Annotated in this window: 13 protein-coding genes and 1 pseudogene; 11 read left to right on the forward strand and 3 right to left on the reverse strand. The window is 49.2% G+C overall.

The window, feature by feature from the left end:
- Nucleotides 1-3: 3 nt before the first annotated feature.
- From waaF (C4B57_01615) to waaF (C4B57_01625), 3 genes are all read right to left on the reverse strand, one after another.
- Nucleotides 4-1,047 (reverse strand): lipopolysaccharide heptosyltransferase II, encoded by a 1,044-nt coding sequence (gene waaF, locus C4B57_01615; GenBank protein PXF55726.1) that lies wholly within the window; start codon nucleotides 1,045-1,047, stop codon nucleotides 4-6.
- Nucleotides 1,023-1,601 (reverse strand): D,D-heptose 1,7-bisphosphate phosphatase, encoded by a 579-nt coding sequence (locus C4B57_01620; protein PXF55727.1) that lies wholly within the window; start codon nucleotides 1,599-1,601, stop codon nucleotides 1,023-1,025. Before C4B57_01620 ends, waaF (C4B57_01615) begins: the two co-directional genes overlap by 25 nt.
- 242 nt (nucleotides 1,602-1,843) lie before the next feature.
- Nucleotides 1,844-2,878, reverse strand: coding sequence for a lipopolysaccharide heptosyltransferase II (waaF, locus tag C4B57_01625; GenBank protein PXF55728.1), 1,035 nt, complete (start codon nucleotides 2,876-2,878; stop codon nucleotides 1,844-1,846).
- A gap of 526 nt (nucleotides 2,879-3,404) precedes the next feature.
- Between waaF (C4B57_01625) and C4B57_01630 the strand changes: the two genes are divergently transcribed.
- The 11 genes and pseudogenes from C4B57_01630 (at nucleotide 3,405) to C4B57_01680 (ending at nucleotide 19,083) form a co-directional block, all read left to right on the forward strand.
- Nucleotides 3,405-6,278, forward strand: coding sequence for a bifunctional [glutamate--ammonia ligase]-adenylyl-L-tyrosine phosphorylase/[glutamate--ammonia-ligase] adenylyltransferase (locus C4B57_01630; protein PXF55729.1), 2,874 nt, complete (start codon nucleotides 3,405-3,407; stop codon nucleotides 6,276-6,278).
- A 65-nt stretch (nucleotides 6,279-6,343) separates the two neighbouring features.
- Nucleotides 6,344-8,581: a hypothetical protein gene (locus C4B57_01635; GenBank protein ID PXF55730.1), complete on the forward strand. Its 2,238-nt coding sequence runs from the start codon at nucleotides 6,344-6,346 to the stop codon at nucleotides 8,579-8,581.
- Between the two features lie 258 nt (nucleotides 8,582-8,839).
- Nucleotides 8,840-9,787 (forward strand): glycosyltransferase family 2 protein, encoded by a 948-nt coding sequence (locus C4B57_01640; GenBank protein ID PXF55731.1) that lies wholly within the window; start codon nucleotides 8,840-8,842, stop codon nucleotides 9,785-9,787.
- 258 nt (nucleotides 9,788-10,045) lie between these two features.
- Complete coding sequence (locus C4B57_01645; protein ID PXF55732.1) at nucleotides 10,046-11,626, forward strand: oxidoreductase; 1,581 nt, start codon at nucleotides 10,046-10,048, stop codon at nucleotides 11,624-11,626.
- A 314-nt stretch (nucleotides 11,627-11,940) separates the two neighbouring features.
- A complete protein-coding gene (locus tag C4B57_01650; GenBank protein PXF55733.1) occupies nucleotides 11,941-13,221 on the forward strand; it encodes a hypothetical protein in 1,281 nt (426 codons plus the stop codon).
- Nucleotides 13,218-14,450, forward strand: a complete 1,233-nt coding sequence (locus tag C4B57_01655; GenBank protein PXF55734.1) for a hypothetical protein — start codon at nucleotides 13,218-13,220, stop codon at nucleotides 14,448-14,450. The genes C4B57_01650 and C4B57_01655 overlap by 4 nt, the downstream gene beginning before the upstream one ends.
- A complete protein-coding gene (locus tag C4B57_01660) occupies nucleotides 14,450-14,680 on the forward strand; it encodes a hypothetical protein (GenBank protein ID PXF55735.1) in 231 nt (76 codons plus the stop codon). The genes C4B57_01655 and C4B57_01660 overlap by 1 nt, the downstream gene beginning before the upstream one ends.
- Entirely contained in the window at nucleotides 14,650-16,527 is a 1,878-nt protein-coding gene (gene asnB / locus C4B57_01665; protein ID PXF55736.1) for an asparagine synthase (glutamine-hydrolyzing), read from the forward strand. Before C4B57_01660 ends, asnB begins: the two co-directional genes overlap by 31 nt.
- Nucleotides 16,528-16,587: 60 nt before the next feature.
- A pseudogene (locus C4B57_01670) lies at nucleotides 16,588-16,958 on the forward strand (four helix bundle protein).
- A complete protein-coding gene (locus C4B57_01675; GenBank protein PXF55737.1) occupies nucleotides 16,906-18,123 on the forward strand; it encodes a hypothetical protein in 1,218 nt (405 codons plus the stop codon). Before C4B57_01670 ends, C4B57_01675 begins: the two are co-directional and overlap by 53 nt.
- A 333-nt stretch (nucleotides 18,124-18,456) precedes the next feature.
- Complete coding sequence (locus C4B57_01680; protein ID PXF55738.1) at nucleotides 18,457-19,083, forward strand: hypothetical protein; 627 nt, start codon at nucleotides 18,457-18,459, stop codon at nucleotides 19,081-19,083.
- The last annotated feature ends 148 nt before the right edge of the window (nucleotides 19,084-19,231 follow it).

Genomic DNA, 19,231 nt, shown 5'->3' on the forward strand with positions numbered 1-19,231 from the left:
CAATCACCACCTCCTGATTTTCCCGACCGCTTCGATTACCTGCTCAGGAGAAATATCCATCATGCATTTCGGGTCATGGCAGTGACGTTTAAAACATGGACTGCACGAAAGTCCCAATCTAATGACCTGTTGTTTCCTGCCGAAAGGACCGGTCCTCCATGGGGCCGTAGGTCCGAACAGAGCAACCAGAGGTGCTCCGGCTGCGGCTGCCAGATGCATGGGACCTGTATCAGTGCTCACTACAGCCCCTGCCCTCTGATACAGGGCGGCAAGGGTCCTGAGTCTGGTTCGTCCGGTAAGGTCAATAACAGGATGCCTTGCAGACATTGCAATATCAGAAGCAAGGATATTGTCGCCCGGCCCTCCGATTATGACGGTGACCATATCCCAGCGTTCGAAACAACTGTCTGTTACTTTAGCAAATCCTTTTGGGGTCCATCTCTTTGTTTCCCATGCAGCTCCCGGATTAAGGCAAAGTATGCGGCGATCTCCCGCACCCGCTTCCTCCAGCAGTCTGCCTGCCCTCTCTGTGTCAGCTTTCCCGATAGCCAAGGGAAACTCCGGTTTCTCAACGTCTGCATCCAGATGGGAGGCCAGCCTCAGATAGCGGAGCACTGCATGCTCGTCTGGATCATAGCGGGGCAGTTTTTCCGTCAGAAATATGGAACTCCACTCCCTTCCTTCTGCAAAACCAAGCTTGCGTGTCCCCCGAGAAAGCCAGGTCAAGACGCCGCTTTTCAGCAGACCCTGAAAGTCTATCACAACATCGTAGCTTTTACTTCGAAGGTGATTAATAAAATTCCTGGCCTCTTTAATCAATCTTGGCCACTGCCTCAGATTGCTGCTTAATTCTCCAAATCCGCGCCTGGGGTAGATTATTACTTCATTCAACATGGGATGAGAGCAGAGCAGGTCAGAGGCTGCTTCATCCACCAACCAGCTCAGATGTGCATCAGGATATCTCTTGCGCAAAGCGGCAAGGGCAGGAAGCGTATGTACCACGTCGCCTATAGAGCTGAGCTTTACCAGCAGTATTCGCATATCCATGTACAGGCATCAAACAGATCAGATGCAACGTGGGGCAACCGCTCCTTCTGGTAAGGTAAAAGCCGTGAAAGGGTCTTCTTTCCATAACCGGTCAAGACAAGCACGGGCTTTGCCCCCACACGCCAGGCAATCTCTAAATCCCTCAAGCTATCTCCTACAACAAAGGATTCCTCCGGAATCACACCCAATTCCCTGGCGGCAAGATCTATCATGCCTGGGAATGGCTTGCGGCAACCACACTCTACCTTGTACCCTCCTTTTCCTTCGGTCGGATGATGCGGACAGTAATACCACCTGTCTACATAGGCCCCACTTTTTGAGAGACGCCTTGCCATCTCTTCATGTACCTCTCTGACATGGATTTCATCAAAGAGGCCTCTCGCTACCCCGGATTGATTGGTTATCACAGCGACTTTATATCCTGACTCATTAAGGAGGCGAATACCTGAACCCGCCCTTTCTATCAATATAAGATCCTCCATCCGGCAAAGATAACCGACCTCTTCATTGATTGTTCCGTCTCTGTCGAGAAATACCGCTCTTTTAATATTCATTTCTGTGAGGGTTCAGGGGTTCAGGGGTTCAAAGGTTCAGGGTTTCATTTATGCCATACGGAATTGTTCTAAAAGATGAACGTCCAACATCGAACATCGAACATCGAACATCGAATGAAAAACGAATATTCAATACCAACCACTTCTGCTTCTTCATCTTTTCCCCATTCAACATTCGATGTTGGGCGTTCGATGTTCGATGTTCATTTTTTTAGTAGTTTATCTTTCCCCAATTTCTAATTTCAAATTTCCAATTTCAGGCCGTAAACGGCTTTCAACTGTTGCAGACAGGCCTGCAAGACTTCCTCAACCTCAATCCCAAGCAGGCATCTAAAATCCGTTGGACAACTGCGCTTAAGACATGGGCTGCATGGAAGATCGTGGCGGACTATAACAGTATTGGTTGACCAGGGACCTGTTGTAACCGAGTCTGTAGAGCCGAAAATGGCAACCAAGGGAACTCCCAGTGCCGCGCCGACATGCATGAGACCGGAGTCATTTGTCACGAGCAAATCGAGCCTTGATATCAGCCCCATGGCCTCAGCAAGGCTTGTCCTTCCTGCCAGATTGTGGCCTTTTTCACCAAGAGGATCACAGATATCCCCTGCCACCGATACCTCCTTATTGGTCCCAAAGACAAGTACATGACAATCTTTGAAACGCCCGACCAGGGCCTTCCCCAAAGATACGAATCTCTCTACAGGCCAGCATTTGGCAGGCCCGTATGCAGCGCCTGGATTAAACCCTATGAGTAACGCTCCTTGATCCAACTCCATTTGATTAAGTATCCGCCCAGCCCCTGACTCCCCTTGGGCCGGGACCTCAAGAAACAGCCCGGCTCGCCCTTTACTGACTTCCTCATTTTTTGAGCGGGTATTAAAACTCAAGCGGCTTATATGATCAACAAGGTTCAGATAATAGAATATTTCGTGTCTGTTCCTGCGGTCCTCAGGTACTGATACCGGTAAGGTAAGAATCATGCGTCTTGCGTCAGTGGCATATCCCACGCGCCTGGGTATACGGGCAAGCCATGCAATCAGGGCCGACTCAAAGGAATTCGGGAACAGGAGGGCCAGATCAAATTTTTTGTTTTTAAGAGACCTGGCTAGTACCATCTTTTCAAAAATCGAACTATTACGTCCTGTACTGCCGCAAGATATAACTTCATCTACAGCGGGATTCCCGGAGAAGACAGGTTCTACCCAAGGCCTTGCCAGGACAGAAATATGGGCCTTTGGATAGTTTTTTCTGAGCGCCATCAATGCCGGTGTAGTCATGATGGCATCTCCTATCCAATTAGCAGATCTAATCAATATCCGGGGATTTGACCCTAAATCATTTCCAGTGCTCAAGACTGAACCCTGTCCTTTGATCTGTTTAAATATTATAATATATAAATAAAAAAGACGGCATCATTCATTTACCAGTTTATACTTCTTTCGAAAAAGCATGTATTATCGAATTAAATGCCTATGTCAAAATTTGAAATTAAGTAACACATTTAAATCTTTGTGTTCTTCCCAATTTCCAAGTAAATATTCGGTGAATCCGTGGTCCACTGTGAAAGTTACCGTCCGTGCCCTGCCGCAGGAGCGGTTTGCCTTTTGCAGGGTTTCTGGTCGCGGGCCGGATTGCACTGCCTCTCCAGTCTGCGATGAGTGAGCTTTGAAACCCGGAAAAAGGTAACCGCTCCAAGGCGGGATATAACGGGTTCACCGAATATTTACATTTCTAATTTCACTGTAAAGACTGTAAGAACATAATACGCTGGATACAAAATTCCAGAATCTTGTTCGAGAAAAAATGTTGCTCCAAAGGCTACTACCTGAAGGACTTATGTCAAAGGCGGATAACTATTGGAAAAGTTTCGTTGAGGCTTCGCTGTCATCCGGACTTACGGTCCCTGATGACCCATACATAATAAATACGGCAAAACAGGTATGGGTCTTTAGCGAATTTGTCGCAAGGAACTGTATCAAGGAACCAGGGCTGCTGTCAGATCTTTTGGAAAGCGGTGATCTGGTAAAATCCTATGCGAACGGCAACTATGACCGGATAGTAAATAATTCGATCAAGGAGGCCAGGGACCATAAAGAACTCGGAATAATCCTGCGCCGGCTGAGAAGACGGGAGATGGTCAGGATAGCATGGAGAGACCTTGCCCGGTGGTCAGATCTCAAAGAGACCATGGCGGACCTTTCATCCCTGGCAGAGGCCTGTCTGAAGGGCGCTCTCAGCCTCCTCCATTCCTGGCAGTGTCAGGAACTTGGCTGCCCTGCAGACAAGAAGGGCGACCCCCAATCCCTGGTCGTCCTCGGGATGGGTAAACTCGGAGCCGGAGAACTCAACTTTTCATCGGACATCGACCTGATATTTGCGTATCCTGAGCCCGGATATACTAAAGACGGGGCAAAATCCGTCACTAACGAAGAGTTCTTTGCCCGGCTTTGCCGCAGATTGATAAGTGTTATAGGCACGGCTACTGCTGACGGCATTGTTTTTCGTGTGGACACGAGACTCAGGCCATATGGAGAAAACGGACCCCTGGTCCTGAGCTTCGATGCCATGGAAGAATATTATCAAAGCCGGGGGAGAGAGTGGGAACGATATGCGATGGTCAAGGCCCGCCCGGTTGCCGGCGGCACTTATGGAGACACGCTGATGGAAATACTGAGGCCCTTTGTTTACCGCCGTTATCTGGACTACGGAGCATTTGAATCCTTAAGGGAAATGAAACAACTGATAGAGCAGGAGACGCAAAAAAAAGGCCTTAAAGACGACATAAAGCTGGGCGTAGGAGGGATACGTGAGATCGAGTTTACATGCCAGGCCTTTCAACTCATCCGGGGCGGCAGGATACCCGAACTTCGCGAAAGGAGCATTCTTCGGGTCCTGGATCTCCTGGCCGTCCATAACTTCCTGCCCAAAGACGTATGCCGGAAATTAAAAAATGCATACATATTCCTGCGCAATACCGAACATCGTCTGCAGGAATACGCTGACCAGCAGACCCACAGGCTGCCTCTCGAGCCTCTTTCTCAGATCCGCCTCGCACTATCCATGGGTTTTCAGACATGGAAAGAATATATTGATACGCTCCGCTGGCACATGGATATAGTCCATTATTACTTTAAGGGACTTTTCTCCAGAGAGGACGATCAGGGTAAGGACTCAGCGAAACAGCTCCTGTCAGGCATTTGGTTCGGTACGGTTGACAAAGGCCATGCTGTACAAACTCTTCAATCAATGGGTTTTCATAAAGCCGATGAGGTTTTGAACTTTCTCCATGGCCTTAAGGACTCCAGGATGAGATTGAGTCTCAGTTCGCCAGGACGAGACCTGCTTAACCGTTTGATCCCTCTTGTGCTCAAGGAAGCCGCAGGGACGGAACAGCCGGACCTTGCCCTCAAAAGGACTCTCGACCTGATTGAATCAATTGGGAGGAGGACCTGCTACCTCTCCCTTCTGCTTGAAAATCCTGATGCCCTGTCGCACCTGACAAGGCTCTGTTCAAGGGGGGCATGGATCGCGACGCTTCTATTGAGACAGCCTGTCCTGCTGGATGAACTCCTTGACCCGCTGACCCTTTACTCGCCTCCTGACAGGCCGAGTCTGGAGAGGGATATAAAGAAAATGCTCTCCAGAGTACCGCCGGACGACCTGGAGCAGCAGATGGACGAACTCAGGCGATTCAGACAGGCAAATATGCTAAGGGTAGCTGCGGCTGACATCTCAGGAGCCCTGTCTGTCCTGGACGTGAGCCAGCACCTTACGGACACTGCCGAGGTAATAGTGGACAGGGTCCTTGTACTTGCCCGGGACCACCTGATGGACCGGCATGGCATGCCCCAGTGCATATCCGGCCAAGATGAAAGAGGGATCAGTGGTTTTGCGGTTGTTGCCTACGGCAACCTTGGAGGAAAGGAGATGGGCTATAGCTCGGACCTGGATCTGGTCTTTCTCCATACCGCTGAAGCGGGCCGGATGACTTCCGGTCCCAAGCCCCTGGACAGCACCATGTTTTATACCCGTTTGGGACAGCGAATGATTCATATTCTGACAGTCCATACCCAGGCAGGAATCCTGTATAAAGTAGACATGCGCCTTCGTCCCAGCGGGGAATCAGGAGTCCTGGTCAGCAGCCTGGAGGCCTTTTCCCGGTATCAAACGGACCGGGCCTGGGCATGGGAGCATCAGGCCCTTGTGAGAGCGAGGGCGATTGCCGGTGACATCCGGGTCTGCAAGAAATTTGATGAATTGAGAAAAAAAGTGATTGCCAGTTCCCGTGACATTGATATTTTAAAGAATTCCGTCATCTCCATGCGAGACAGATTGATAAGCCAATATGGAAACAGGCATCCGGACAAATTTGACCTTAAACATGATCCCGGCGGGCTGACTGACATAGAATTCCTGATCCAGTATACGGTGTTGGCAAATGCTTTCCGGTATCCGGACCTTGCTGAATTGAGCAATAGTATCGGACTGCTTGAGGCCTTTGAACAGAAGGGCCTGATACCAAAGAGATATGCGGATATACTTTTGGAGGCATATGTGAGCTACAGAAAAGCGATAAACAGGCTCAGCCTGCAGGAAAGACCGGCTTGTGTGGAGGCCGGCGATTTCGCGGGCCTGAGGTCCGGGGTAATGGAAATCTGGGATGAGGTCATGAAATGAGGTGTAGAAGGGGTTCAGGGGTTCAAAGGTAACCCTGAACCTTTGAACCCTTCCAGGAAGATATAGTGGGCCGTAAAAGAAGAAGGCCTTTGGCCAAAACCAAAAAGAAACCCGCTCCCGGCACTGCCGTTCCAACGACAAGCTCTCAAGGTATGGGATTGCGTATTCATGAGTGGGAAAGCTCCGTAAAGGATAGGACTAAATACCTTACCCCATACCGCCGATGGATAGAGGCCATGGCGCTTTTTCTTATCCTGGTAGTGGGGTTGCTTGTGCGTATCGAAGATGTTCGTGACTGGAATGCCCATCCTGAGCTGGCCCTCTACAAGGGGGAACCCCTACTTACCACCTTTGACGGCTATTTCTATCTGACCCTGGCAAAGGACCTGGCTGAAGGCACCTATACATCTATAGACAACAATCGTGATGTGCCAAAGGGTGTATCCAGGAGATTCCCGCCTCCACTCATTTCCGTGACAGCCGCAGGCCTGGCCCGGATAACGCCCTTTTCCCTGAACTGGATTGGAGCGGTCCTCCCTGCATTGCTTGGTCTTTTGCTGGCCCTGCCCCTGTATACACTAGGACGTTTCTACGGAGGTCCGGCCATGGGCCTTACTGCAGCGCTGATGGGGCTGCTCTCACACTACTATGTCTATAGGAGCAGTCTGGGCTGGTTCGACACGGACTGCATGAACGTCACCTGGGCTACAGGGGCCGCTTATTGCTTCCTGCGGTTTGGCGTTGAAGCCGGCCGGAAGCGGTATCTGTATTTTATCAGCGGAATTGCTATCTTTTTGCTTTTCCTGTGGTGGTGGGATTCAACGCCTCAGGTAGCGACTGTTGTTTCGATGTTACCGTTAGTTGTGGCACTGGTATTTTTCTATCGTCCCGGACGAAGAGAGGCGTGTATCTTTCTGGGAGCAGGAGGATTGGGAATCGGAGTGATACTCCTGTGGATGGGACTGGATCTTCCGCTCAAGATCTTTAGAAGTATAGCCGGTACGTTTCACTACATATCTACCAAGGAAGTAGCCGGCATATGGCCTCCCATAGGGGCCACAATCTCAGAAGAGGCCGTACCGTCACTCAACGAGATCGTCGCCAAGACAACTGACAGCCTGCCTGCCTTCATTGTGGCCGGCGCGGGTCTTGCTTGGCTGTTCTACCGCCGTCCCAAGGAGAGCCTGTTTATATCAGTGCCATTGATCCTGGCTGCATTGTCATTTCTTTTCGCAAAACGTTTTATGATCTTTTTGGCCCCTGTTACAGCCCTTGGAATAGGGTATGCGATATCCGAAATCTGGTACTGGCGCCGAAGATTTTTCGTGCTTTCCCTGTTGGCACCGATCCTGGTGATCTTTCTTGTCTGGCCGGCCCTGAGCAAGGACATGACCAAGACCTTCTGGCCCAAGGAGCCCCCGCACCTTATTGCCGGGATGGATATGGCATCAAAAGAAACTCCCGAAGATGCGGTAATATGGGCGTGGTGGGACCACGGATATCCTCTTAATTACTGGGCCGGAAGGGGGACCGTGGGTGATGGTACGCTTCACGGCGGGCACAGGTCATTTTACAATGGTCTTCCCTTTGCTACGCACGACGAACGTCTGGCAGCCAACTTCATGCGTTTTTATGTCAATTCCGGAATGGATGGCATCGGAAATGTATACAAGGCCGTGGGCAATGACCCTGTCCGAGGTGTGAATCTTATAAAAAATGTCCTTTCTGTTGGTCCTGAAAAGGCAAGAGGGTTGCTGGCCGCGGCCGAACTCGCGCCCGTAGGAAATCTGCAGAATGTGGATCAGTGGCTTCGCTTCTTCTATCCTGAAAAGACGCGTCCCGTATATCTCTTTCTTGACTGGCGGCTCACCATCACCAGCTACTGGTGGTATTGGCTAGGTACATGGGACGTGGAAAAGAGAGAAGGAATACATCCGCTGTACAAGGCCTTTTATGATATACATGAGAAAAATGGACATATAAAAGGAAACGAGGGGCTGGATATAGATATAAAAAAGGGGAAATTGCGCACAGGCAATCGCATAATAGGCCTTACGCATCTGGTTAAATGTGATGGACAAAGGGTGCTGACCAAAAGCTACCAAAGAGATCACGGACTGCGGTTTGAGATATTTGCCCCTTCAAGGTTTGGTGCCCTGATGGACGAGTATATTTCAGGGTCGGTTTTCAATAAATTGTTTTTAAGGCATACCTTTAATCCAAAGTACTTCAGACCTGTGGCCACGAATACCCCATCTTATCAATTATTGGAGGTAGTTGGAGATATGGACGGCGCTCCATGAACGCCTATCTGTTTTGTGACTACAATGGGGTAGTAAATATCCGGTGAACCCGTTATATCCTGCCTTGAAGCGGTTACCTTTTTCCGGGTTTCAAAGCTCACTCATCGCGGACCGGAGAGGCAGTGCAATCCGGCCCGCGATCGAAACCCTGCAAAAGGCAAACCGCTCCTGCGGCAGGGCGCGGATGGCAACTTCCACAGTGGACCACTGGTTCACCGGATATTTACATGGGGTATTTCAGATCCTGAAGGATTCTATATGTTTAAGGAAAAATCAGTAGCTGTAGTTGTCCCGGCTTACAATGAAGAGTACTTACTTGGTAAGGTCATTGAGACCATGCCGGAACTTGTGGACCATATTGTAGTCGTGGACGACTGCAGTCAGGATCGAACGGTTGATGTGGCTCGACGTTATATTGAGCCGGGAGGCAGGGTAGTATTACTGTGTCATAAGCGAAACGAAGGTGTCGGAGCCGCCATTGTGACCGGTTACAAATGGGCAAGGGATCACAATATAGATGTTACTGTAGTGATGGCAGGCGATGCCCAGATGGACCCTGCAGATCTTTCCAATATCGTGGGGCCGGTTGCAACAGGCGAAACGGATTACACCAAGGGCAACCGTCTCTTTCACGGCGAGGCATGGAAAATTATGCCTAAATACCGTTACTTGGGCAACTCATTCCTCTCACTGCTTACAAAAATCGCTTCGGGATACTGGCATATAGCAGATTCACAGGCAGGATACACTGCCATTTCGCTGGAGGCCCTGCGTCTCTTGGATCTTGACCGCATTTATAAAAGCTACGGCATGCCGAATGATATCCTGATTCGGTTGAACGAGAAAAACTTGCGTGTGCGCGACGTGCCTATCCGTCCGGTCTATAATGTAGGTGAACAATCAGGGATACGGCTCAGGAAGGTTTTGTTCACCATCCCATGGCTTCTCATGAAGGGATTCTTCAGGCGTCTGTTCACCAAATATGTTATTGCGGACTTCCATCCATTGGTCTTTTTCTACCTTTTAGGGCTGACCCTTACACCAGGCGGCTTCTTTTTTGGATTCTATCTTTTACTCTATCGTCTTCTGGACGGCCCTGTGAATGAAACCAGCGCACTCTTTGCCGCATTCCTCTATATCTCAGGGCTCCAGTCCCTTTTCTTCGCTATGTGGTTTGACATGGACTACAATCGACATCTTCGATAATGCCATTACATGTACTTCACCCTACAACGTCATTTCCCTCCAACCCTGGTAATATTTCAGGCCCGTTCATACATAGGAAATTTAACAAAAAAACCGAACGATATATTGAGAGGAAGATACGTACGCTGGGATTTTCCCAGGAAGAGTTTGAACGATTGGGTCCGGAGATACTCAAGCGGCCCCATGTCAGGTTATGGGGATAATAATTGGTCTTATTAATCTGCTTAATCTGTGGATAGAAAAGAGAGAAAGGCAACTATGGAACATAAATCAACAGATCCCTCCATTGCTGTTATAGGAACCGGCTACTGGGGGAAAAACCTGGTCCGGAATTTCAGCGCGCTGGGGGCCCTTCAAGTAATAGTTGACACAAATTCCGAAATCCTTGACCGAATGGCCGGGGATTATCCTGACGCCAAGGTAACAGCCTCCTACTCAGAAGTCCTCAACGATCCGGCCATTAATGGCTTAGCTATTGCTACGCCAGCCGAGACCCATGGGGCCCTGGTACGAGAGGCGCTGCTTGCCGGAAAGGACGTATTTGTCGAAAAACCCCTTTGCCTTTCCGAAACTGAGGGACAGGAGCTTATTCGATTAGCAGAGGAGAGTAACAGGATCCTCATGGTGGGGCACCTGCTCTGGTATCATCCGGCCCTTCTGAGGCTAAAGGCCCTGGTGAACAACGGCGATCTTGGCCGCATCCGCTATATCTATTCCAATCGTCTTAATATGGGAAGGCTTCGACGTGAAGAAAACGTCCTCTGGTCCTTTGCCCCACACGATGTCTCAGTAATTTTGGGCCTTGTTGAAGAGATGCCCGAATCAGTTCAGGCACAGGGCGGCAACTACCTCCATCAGAGAATCGCTGACGTCACTGTCTCTCTCTTGTCCTTTGACAGTGGGATAAAGGCCCATATTTTTGTTTCCTGGCTCCATCCCTTTAAGGAACAAAAATTGGTTGTGGTGGGCAATGAGAAAATGGCGGTCTTTGACGACACTGCTCAGTGGGGTGAAAAACTCACTCTCTATCCGCACCATGTGGCATGGCATGGCAATATCCCGTTGGCAGTAAAGGCGGAAGCCGAACCAGTTGCTGTAGAACAGGAAGAACCACTGCGGGCTGAATGCACGCACTTTCTTCACTGCATGGCTACCAGAGAGCAGCCTCGCACGGACGGGAAAGAAGGCCTGCAGGTGCTCAGGGTCCTCAATGCCTGTCAAAGAGCCCTCAGGGAGAATCAGGCAGTGCCGCTCCTGGGAAGAGAGGTTTCCGCTAACCAGGTCTTTATTCACCCCACAGCCGTAATAGACAACGACGTGACGATCGGTCCCAAGACCCGCATTTGGCACTTCAGCCATATCTTAAGCGGATCTGTAATCGGCGGAAGCTGCAACATTGGTCAGAACGTAGTCATAGGCCCTCGTGCCCGGGTCGGCAAAGGTTGCAAAATCCAGAACAACATCTCGATTTATGAAGGCGTAACCCTTGAAGACTATGTGTTCTGCGGTCCATCAGTCGTGTTCACAAATGTGTTCAACCCCAGGGCAGAGATCCCCCGCATGAAGGAACTGCGCCCCACGCTTGTGCGCCACGGGGCCACTCTGGGTGCAAACTGCACTATTGTCTGCGGGGTCACTATTGGCCGCTATGCCTTTTTAGGGGCCGGAGCCACAGTTACAAGAGACGTTCCGGACCATGCCCTGGTGGTAGGGAATCCTGCTCGTCGGATCGGTTGGATGTGCAAGTGCGGTGAACGCCTTGGTGATGATCTTGTTTGCCCGGTATGCGGTGTTGTATATCAGGAATCTGAAAAGGGGCTTGAGCCGGGAAGTAGCTGATTTGCCGTAACTTGATGGTATAGGAATTTCCACTTTTGGACACGGATGAACACAGATGAACACAGATTTTTAAATTTATGAACAATAATATTATCTGTGTATATCTGCGAAAATCTGTGTTCAAAATTTTCTAAGCCGCCCGAAGGCGGCTAAGTGCATTTCTATGTCTTATTTCGTGTTTTCGTACCTTCGTGTTTTCGTGATTGATTTTTGAATAGTGTACAGTTCCAATGTTTTTGTCATCGGAGCATTTATATCCTTGACATAAGCTCATAAAATTTGGTAATTGTCCTTATGGTAAGGATGTATAGTACATGATAAGCAAGCATATTCTAAAAGAAATAATCACAACAAATGCAGAGTTTATCCTGAAGTATGCGGGAAATATTGTGGCCAGGGAGGGGGTCCTATTTCCTGAAACCTTAAGCAAGGTTGTAGTGCTTTACGGGGTGAGGAGAAGCGGCAAGACATTTATTTTATATGATCTTTTTAAGAAATACCGGGATATCTCTCTATATCTCGATTTTGAAGATGAGCGTCTGCTGGATTTTGAACTCAAGGATTTCAGGCTATTGAAAGACGCGTTTCTGGATCTAAAGCCGCATTTAGTAGGAAAAAAACTGGTTTTTCTATTGGATGAGGTCCAGAATGTTGAGGGGTGGGAAAAATTTTGCCGGAGGGCGGCGGAGCGGGAAAATATAAGGGTTTTTGCCGGCGGATCATCTTCCAGGATGATGCCTGACGAAATTCAGACTGAATTGCGAGGAAGGGCATGGAGCGTAGAGGTATTCCCTTTTTCCTTTAGAGAATATTTGATCGCAAAACATATTGATATAAATGATAAAAATCTTATTTACGGACCCCAAAAGGCGCTTGTTAAAAAACACTTTTTTGAATATATGAAATGGGGCGGATTTCCTGAGGTCTCTTTGCTTAAGTCTGAGTTTGAAATAAGAAAGCTTTTAAAGGAATATCTCAGCGCAATGTATTTCAGGGATCTGGTGGAAAGATATGACATAACAAATATACCCTTATTAGACAGCCTCACGGACAGGCTCTTTTCCTCATTTTCCGTAAAATTCTCTTTAACCGCATTTTACAAACAGTACAGGGGCAGGTTTCCTTTCTCAAAGGATTTGCTATTCAGATACTACAGGTATTTTCTCCAGAGCATGCTCATCTTTGAGGTGAGGAAGTTTTCTGAATCCACTTACAAGAGGATGAGAAACCCTGCAAAGATCTATCCTGTAGATACTGGAATATGCAGAAGGACAACCTCGTTGGACCAGGGCAGGCTGCTGGAGAATCTCGTATTTTTGGAATTGAAGAGAAAAGGACAGGAGATTTTCTACTTTGATGAGAAGATAGAGTGTGACTTTATAGCAAGGGGTGAAGATGACAGGTTGTCTGCCATGCAGGTAAGCCTGGAGTTGAATGAAAAAAGCAGAGAAAGAGAGGTGAACGGGCTGGTAAAGGCACGCAAATGGCTTGCCATAGATGAAGGCATAATCTTTACCTGGGATGATGAAGATACCTTTGGCGCAGAAGGTGTTGACATCAAAGTGATTCCGGTCTGGAAATGGCTGCTTGAATGATATTTAGAACACCAGATGCGCTACAATCAGGTGGAATAGTGGGCAATTCCTTGTGCATCCTGCACCTCACTACTTCCTTTCCTTCAGGACCAGACGATGCCGCCGGTCTTTTTATTTTTCGTCTGTTTAAGGCTCAGGAAAAGCTAGGTATCCAATGCCGTGTCCTCACCCCTGCACCTGCGAACACCTCGACTTGGCCTGATGCATATAAGGTATGCCGTTTCCGTTATGCGCCATGGTCCTGGCAACGCCTGGCCCAGCGGCCCGGGGGAATACCCGCGGCACTGGCCGGCCGGCCCTGGCTGTATGGCCTGCTTCCATCTTTTCTGGCCGGTATGGCCCTGTCCCTTATCAGACTGGCCGGGCAGAATGATATTGTACACGCCCACTGGTCTGTCTGCGGGGCCGTGGCCGTGCTGACACAACCAATTCACCAAAAGCCGGTTATCACTACTCTGAGGGGATCAGATATCCATAGGGCAAATAAAGCCGGGGCCTTTTCTCTACTGCACAAAAAGGCCGTCCAGGGCTCGAGCTTTATAGTCGGTGTGAGCCAGGCCATAACTGATAAACTCGGACGGCAACATCCCGGCATGGCAGACAAGATCAGATTTATTCCGAATGGCGTGGACAGTGCTTTCTATGCCTTGCCGGCCGGACGCGAATATCCGGCTACATCCCCATTCAAGCTGCTTTTCATCGGGAGCTTGATTCCTCGTAAGGGCCTGGATGTGCTTTTAAGGGCGCTGGCCGTGATAGACTCGCTGCATTCATGGACACTGACCGTGGCCGGGGACGGTCCTGAAGGAGATCATCTCAAATCCATTGCAACAGGCCTAAAAATTGACGCAAACATCCGTTTCCTCGGAAGCGTATCGCCTGAGAAAATTCCTCAGCTTATGAATGATCACCATATCCTTATTCTCCCCAGCTATCGAGAAGGCAGGCCAAACGTGGTCCTCGAAGCCATGGCGGCTGCCTTGCCCATATTGGCTACGAATATCAACGGGACACGCGAATTGGTTACAGATGGTCAAACCGGCTGGCTGGTGCCTCCGGGAGATACAGACGCACTCTCAAGCGCGCTTGATGATATCATCAGCGGCAAGAGAAATCTTGTGGCAGCCGGCCTTGCCGGCCGGCAGAAGATGCTGGAGCAAGGGCTGACCTGGGATAATACGGCTGGACTATATCGTAATTTATATATGGAGGCATTAAAATCAGCATAATGATTCCGCTAAAAAAACCCAATCTGCGGCGTTGCTTCAATTTTCCAGTCATTGCGACGTACGCTAAGTACGCCTTATTCCTGGAAAATTTCGCGCCTTGCATCTTGGGTTTTTTGAGCGGAATCATATTTCAGGACTTTTTTCAGTGGAATCAGTATAATCTAAAAAAGGAAGCGGTTTTTAAAAGCATTAAAATTAAATGTGCGGAATCTGTGGACTTATTGACTTGAATATGAGAAGCGGCCTCGAGTTGCCATCCACTGTCCGCTTAATGGCCAACCGTCTGGTGCACCGGGGACCGGACGCCGAGGGCCTCTGGCATGGACCTGGTGTCGCCCTGGGACACCGCCGCCTTTCCATTATAGATCTGGCAGGCAGCATCCAGCCCATGCAGGACCCAACCGGCCGCTATATCCTGGTCTTCAATGGCGAGATATACAACTATCTGGAACTCCGTTCAGACCTGGAAAAACATGGAATCCGTTTCAGAACAGAGGGAGATACGGAGGTCCTGCTGGCCGCCTATATCACCTATGGTCCTGGCTGTCTTGAATACCTGAACGGCATGTTTGCCTTTGCGGTCTGGGACAGGCAGGAGCAGATACTTTTTGCTGCCAGGGACCGTATGGGCGTAAAGCCTTTTTTCTTTGGCCAAGGGCGCGGAGGCCTGTTGACCTTTGCCTCCGAGCTTCAATCCCTGCGCGGGTTGCCCCTGGACTTTTCCGTTTGTCCATCCGCTCTTGTCCAGTACCTGCGCCATGGTTTCATCCGATCCCCTGACACCATATTCCAGGGGGTCCGGGAACTGCGGCCGGCCCATTTCCTGCGTTACAGCCGGCATGGACTTGAAGTCCGGCCATACTGGGAGCCTCCATTGCCTGACTCCGGGTGGAAACACAGATCCGAGTCCGAGCTTGCTGAAGAGCTGCGCGACCTTGTTCGCTCTGCAGTACAATTTCGACTAAGGAGCGACGTCCCACTTGGGGCTTTTCTCTCCGGCGGCCTGGATTCAAGCGTCATCGTTGCCGCCATGCGGGACCTCGGAGAAACAGGCATCCATAGCTTTGCCATCGGGTTTGAAGAGGCGAGCTTTGACGAGAGTCCATTTGCCAGACAGGTTGCGGATTACATGGGCACCACTCACCATGAAAGCCGCAAGGCCTTGCGGGCCGGGGACTTACTCTTTGATCTGGTACGTCATTACGGTCAGCCTTACGGAGACTCTTCGGCCATACCGACATGGCATCTCTGCCAGGAGACCCGCCGTCATGTTACCGTGGCCCTTTCAGGTGACGGTGGGGACGAGCTGTTCTGCGGCTATCGCAGGTATGTGGCCCGCCGTCTGCTGGCGTGGTATCAGAAGCTGCCGCAATCAGTACGCAGGAAGTGCCTGGCAGCCCTGATAAAGCGTCTGCCGGAGGGCACCGCATATTACGACCACAGTCTCATCAAAAAATTGCGCCTCTTTGTGGACCTGGACCAGCGGGTGACCGACAATCCGAACGATATCTATCCTGCATTTTTCAAGACAGAGGATCTTGCCCGGCTCCTTGATCCTGAACAGATTTCTATTGAACATGAACATCAAAATGTTGAAATGACGGCAGCTCAAGAGATGGACCCAATAGAGCTTATGATGCGCTCGGATATATTACACTACCTGCCGGACGATATCCTGACAAAGGTGGACCGGGCGAGCATGGCCCATTCCCTTGAAGTCCGCTCTCCATTTATGGACTACCGGGTCGTGGAGTTCGCCTGCCGCCTGCCCCTGCAATACAAGCTGAGGGGGTTGACCACCAAACATCTGTTGCGCAAGGCCTTTGCAAAAGATCTTCCCCCAGGACCCCTCAAGAGACAGAAACACGGCTTTGCAGTCCCCATGGGGGACTGGTTCCAGGGACCTCTCAAGGCTGTCTATGAAGATATCGTGCTATCTAGTTCCATGGAAGACTTGGTAAACAAGGAGGAGGCCGGACGACTCCTTAAAGACCACCAATACGGACGTACGGACCACGGGCACCGGCTCTGGCTCTTGCTCTTTTTGCATGCATGGCATAAGTGGTGGAATCGTTGAATCGTTGATTCGTTGACTTGTGGAGTCGAGGAAACACTGAAAGGCAATTGGCGAGAGCTTATGGGAGATTTTCGAAACCTGGAAACTTGGCGAGAGTGCCGTAAAATTCGAATGGCAATGTGGGAATTATCTTCTCGTCTACCGCCAAATGAACGCTAGCAGATCAAATCATACGGGCATCCCGGTCGTCTACCGCGAACATTGCAGAGGGCTGTGGCCGATATCATTATCAAGAGAATATTCAGTTTTGTCGTCAGGCTCGCGGTTCACTATATGAATTAATTGATCATATTTTAGTTGCGGAAGAATGCAAATATATAGGGAAAGAAGAGGTGCAAGAAATCATTAATAAAATCGAAAAGACCCTAATGTTGCTCAATGGCTACATCCGCCATCTCCACAGCAAGAAGAAAAACAACTCAACGAGTTGACGATTTGATAAATAAACGAATACACGAATTAACAGACCGCCCCAGGCTGATCTTTCTCGTTCCGTCTCTGGCAGGCGGCGGGGCCGAGCGGGTGGCAACCACCTTGCTCCCGTACTTGGCCCGGCACTTTGACCTGACTCTGGTGTTGCTTGAGAACCGCCGGTCATATCCAATACCGGCAGAAGTGGCGGTGGCGGCCTTTTCCGAATCGCTTAACAGCCACACAGCCCATATTATCCGCATCCCATATCACATCCTGGCTTTGGCACGGCTCATACGCAGACACAGGGCAAGAGTAGTCCTGAGTTTCATGGAACAGGCAAATATCATAAATATCATGGCCTCATATATTACAGGCCACCATGCCGTTATCTCTCAACATATAAATCCCAGGCAACAATATAAGGGCAAAGGCCTATTGGGCAGGGCGATCTCACAGACATCTGCCCGGCTCTATCCAAAGGCTGACCGGATTATTGCCGTGTCGAACGGAATCAAGGAAATCATTATATCGGATTACTTTCTGGATACTCGACGGATAGCAGTAATCCCAAATCCGGTGGACATATCATTTATAGCTAAAATGTCAAAAAGGGAACCATCCATTGCCCTGCCTGGTGACTACCTGCTCCATGTGGGACGGCTGAAGGTAACTCATAAGGCCCATGATATCCTGCTCAATGCCTTTAAAAAATTACATTCTGGCCATCCGAATCTGAAGTTGATCCTTGTAGGCGAAGGACCTGACAAAAAGCAAATCCAAGTCATGGTCAAGGACCTGGATCTTGCCGAATCGGTTATTCTGGCAGGATGGCAGGAAAACGTTTTTGCATTTATGGCTCGAGCCAAGGCCCTTATCCTGTGCTCTCGATACGAGGGTCGGCCTCACGTCTTAGCGGAAGCAATGGCGTGTGGTTGCCCGGTAATAGCCACTGACTGTCAAACAGGACCGCGTGAAATGCTAGGCGATAATGAATATGGCCTGCTGGTGCCGGTGGACGACCCCGAGGCCCTGGCCCGCGGCGTGGAAGGACTGCTGGCTGATGAACCCCGCAGAGCGTACTTTCAGGATCAGGCAAGAAAACGGGCACAGGACTTTGACCTTGAACAGATAGGTTCAAAGTACGTCCGTCTTTTACAAGGCATAGCAGAAACCAGGGCTTGACTATCGTCTTGCTTAGATGTATTTTGAACAATAAAATTGATCGAAAATTTCCCATTTTTTGGCTCTTTTTCAGAAAAAACCTTATATTATGCAAAACGTGCTACCAACTTATTTGTTTTGGGATATTGACCAGGACACCCTGGACCTACATAGACACAAACGATTTGTTATTGAGAGAATGCTCCAATACGGAAGGCCGGAAGATATTCACTGGCTTCTGGATCATTATTCGAAAGATGATATCGTTGACGTTATCAAAAGATCTAAAACAATAGATCGAAAAACGGCCAGTTACTGGTCAATTCATTACCATATCCCCGAAAAGGAAATATTATGTTTGAACAGGCCGTTGATTCAAGACTGCTTTTATTAGCCGGAAAGCTTTTCTCCATAGCCGACATTGCAGAGAGGTTTTACCTGGCCGGCGGTACTGCTTTGGCACTGCATCTTGGTCACAGGAAAAGTGATGACCTTGATCTGTTCTCGGAGAGAGAATTCTTAATTGAAAAATTATGTAAAACAATTGAAAACCTGAACGGACAAATACTAATTGCCGAACAAGAAACGATACACGCCGATATCGAAGGCATGAAATTGTCACTGCTGCTTTACCCATATAAGCTCATCAAGCCTTTACAGAAATTTAACGGTATAAGAATAGCCGGCATTGAAGACATTGCCTCCATGAAAGTCGTTGCCATTTCCCAGCGGGCCGACAAGAAAGACTTTTATGATTTATATGAAATCCTGAAGCATTTCCAGCCATTAGAGCTAAAAGACATGTTTTTGAAAAAATACGGAAGGCGACGAATCAATTGCTATCATATACTTAAGTCCTTTTTCTATTTTCAGGATGCGGAAGATTCTCCGGATCCCGTATCTCTGAACGGAACAACCTGGGATGAAGTCAAGGCATTCTTTATCAATAATGAGAGGAAGATAACTGAAGGGCTGATGTGATGATTGGAGTGGTTTGGGGTAGTTTTATTTTTCCATGCGCCAGGTCTAAAACCTTCGCCTTTCAGGCGAAAGGCTTCAGCAGTTAAGGGATCGTGGTAAACTTGCTCATGGGAGGTTATCGCCATAAGCAAAGAATATCGCAAGGGGC

It is taken from the genome of Deltaproteobacteria bacterium, from assembly GCA_003194485.1.
Lineage (GTDB): Bacteria > Desulfobacterota > Dissulfuribacteria > Dissulfuribacterales > UBA3076 > UBA3076.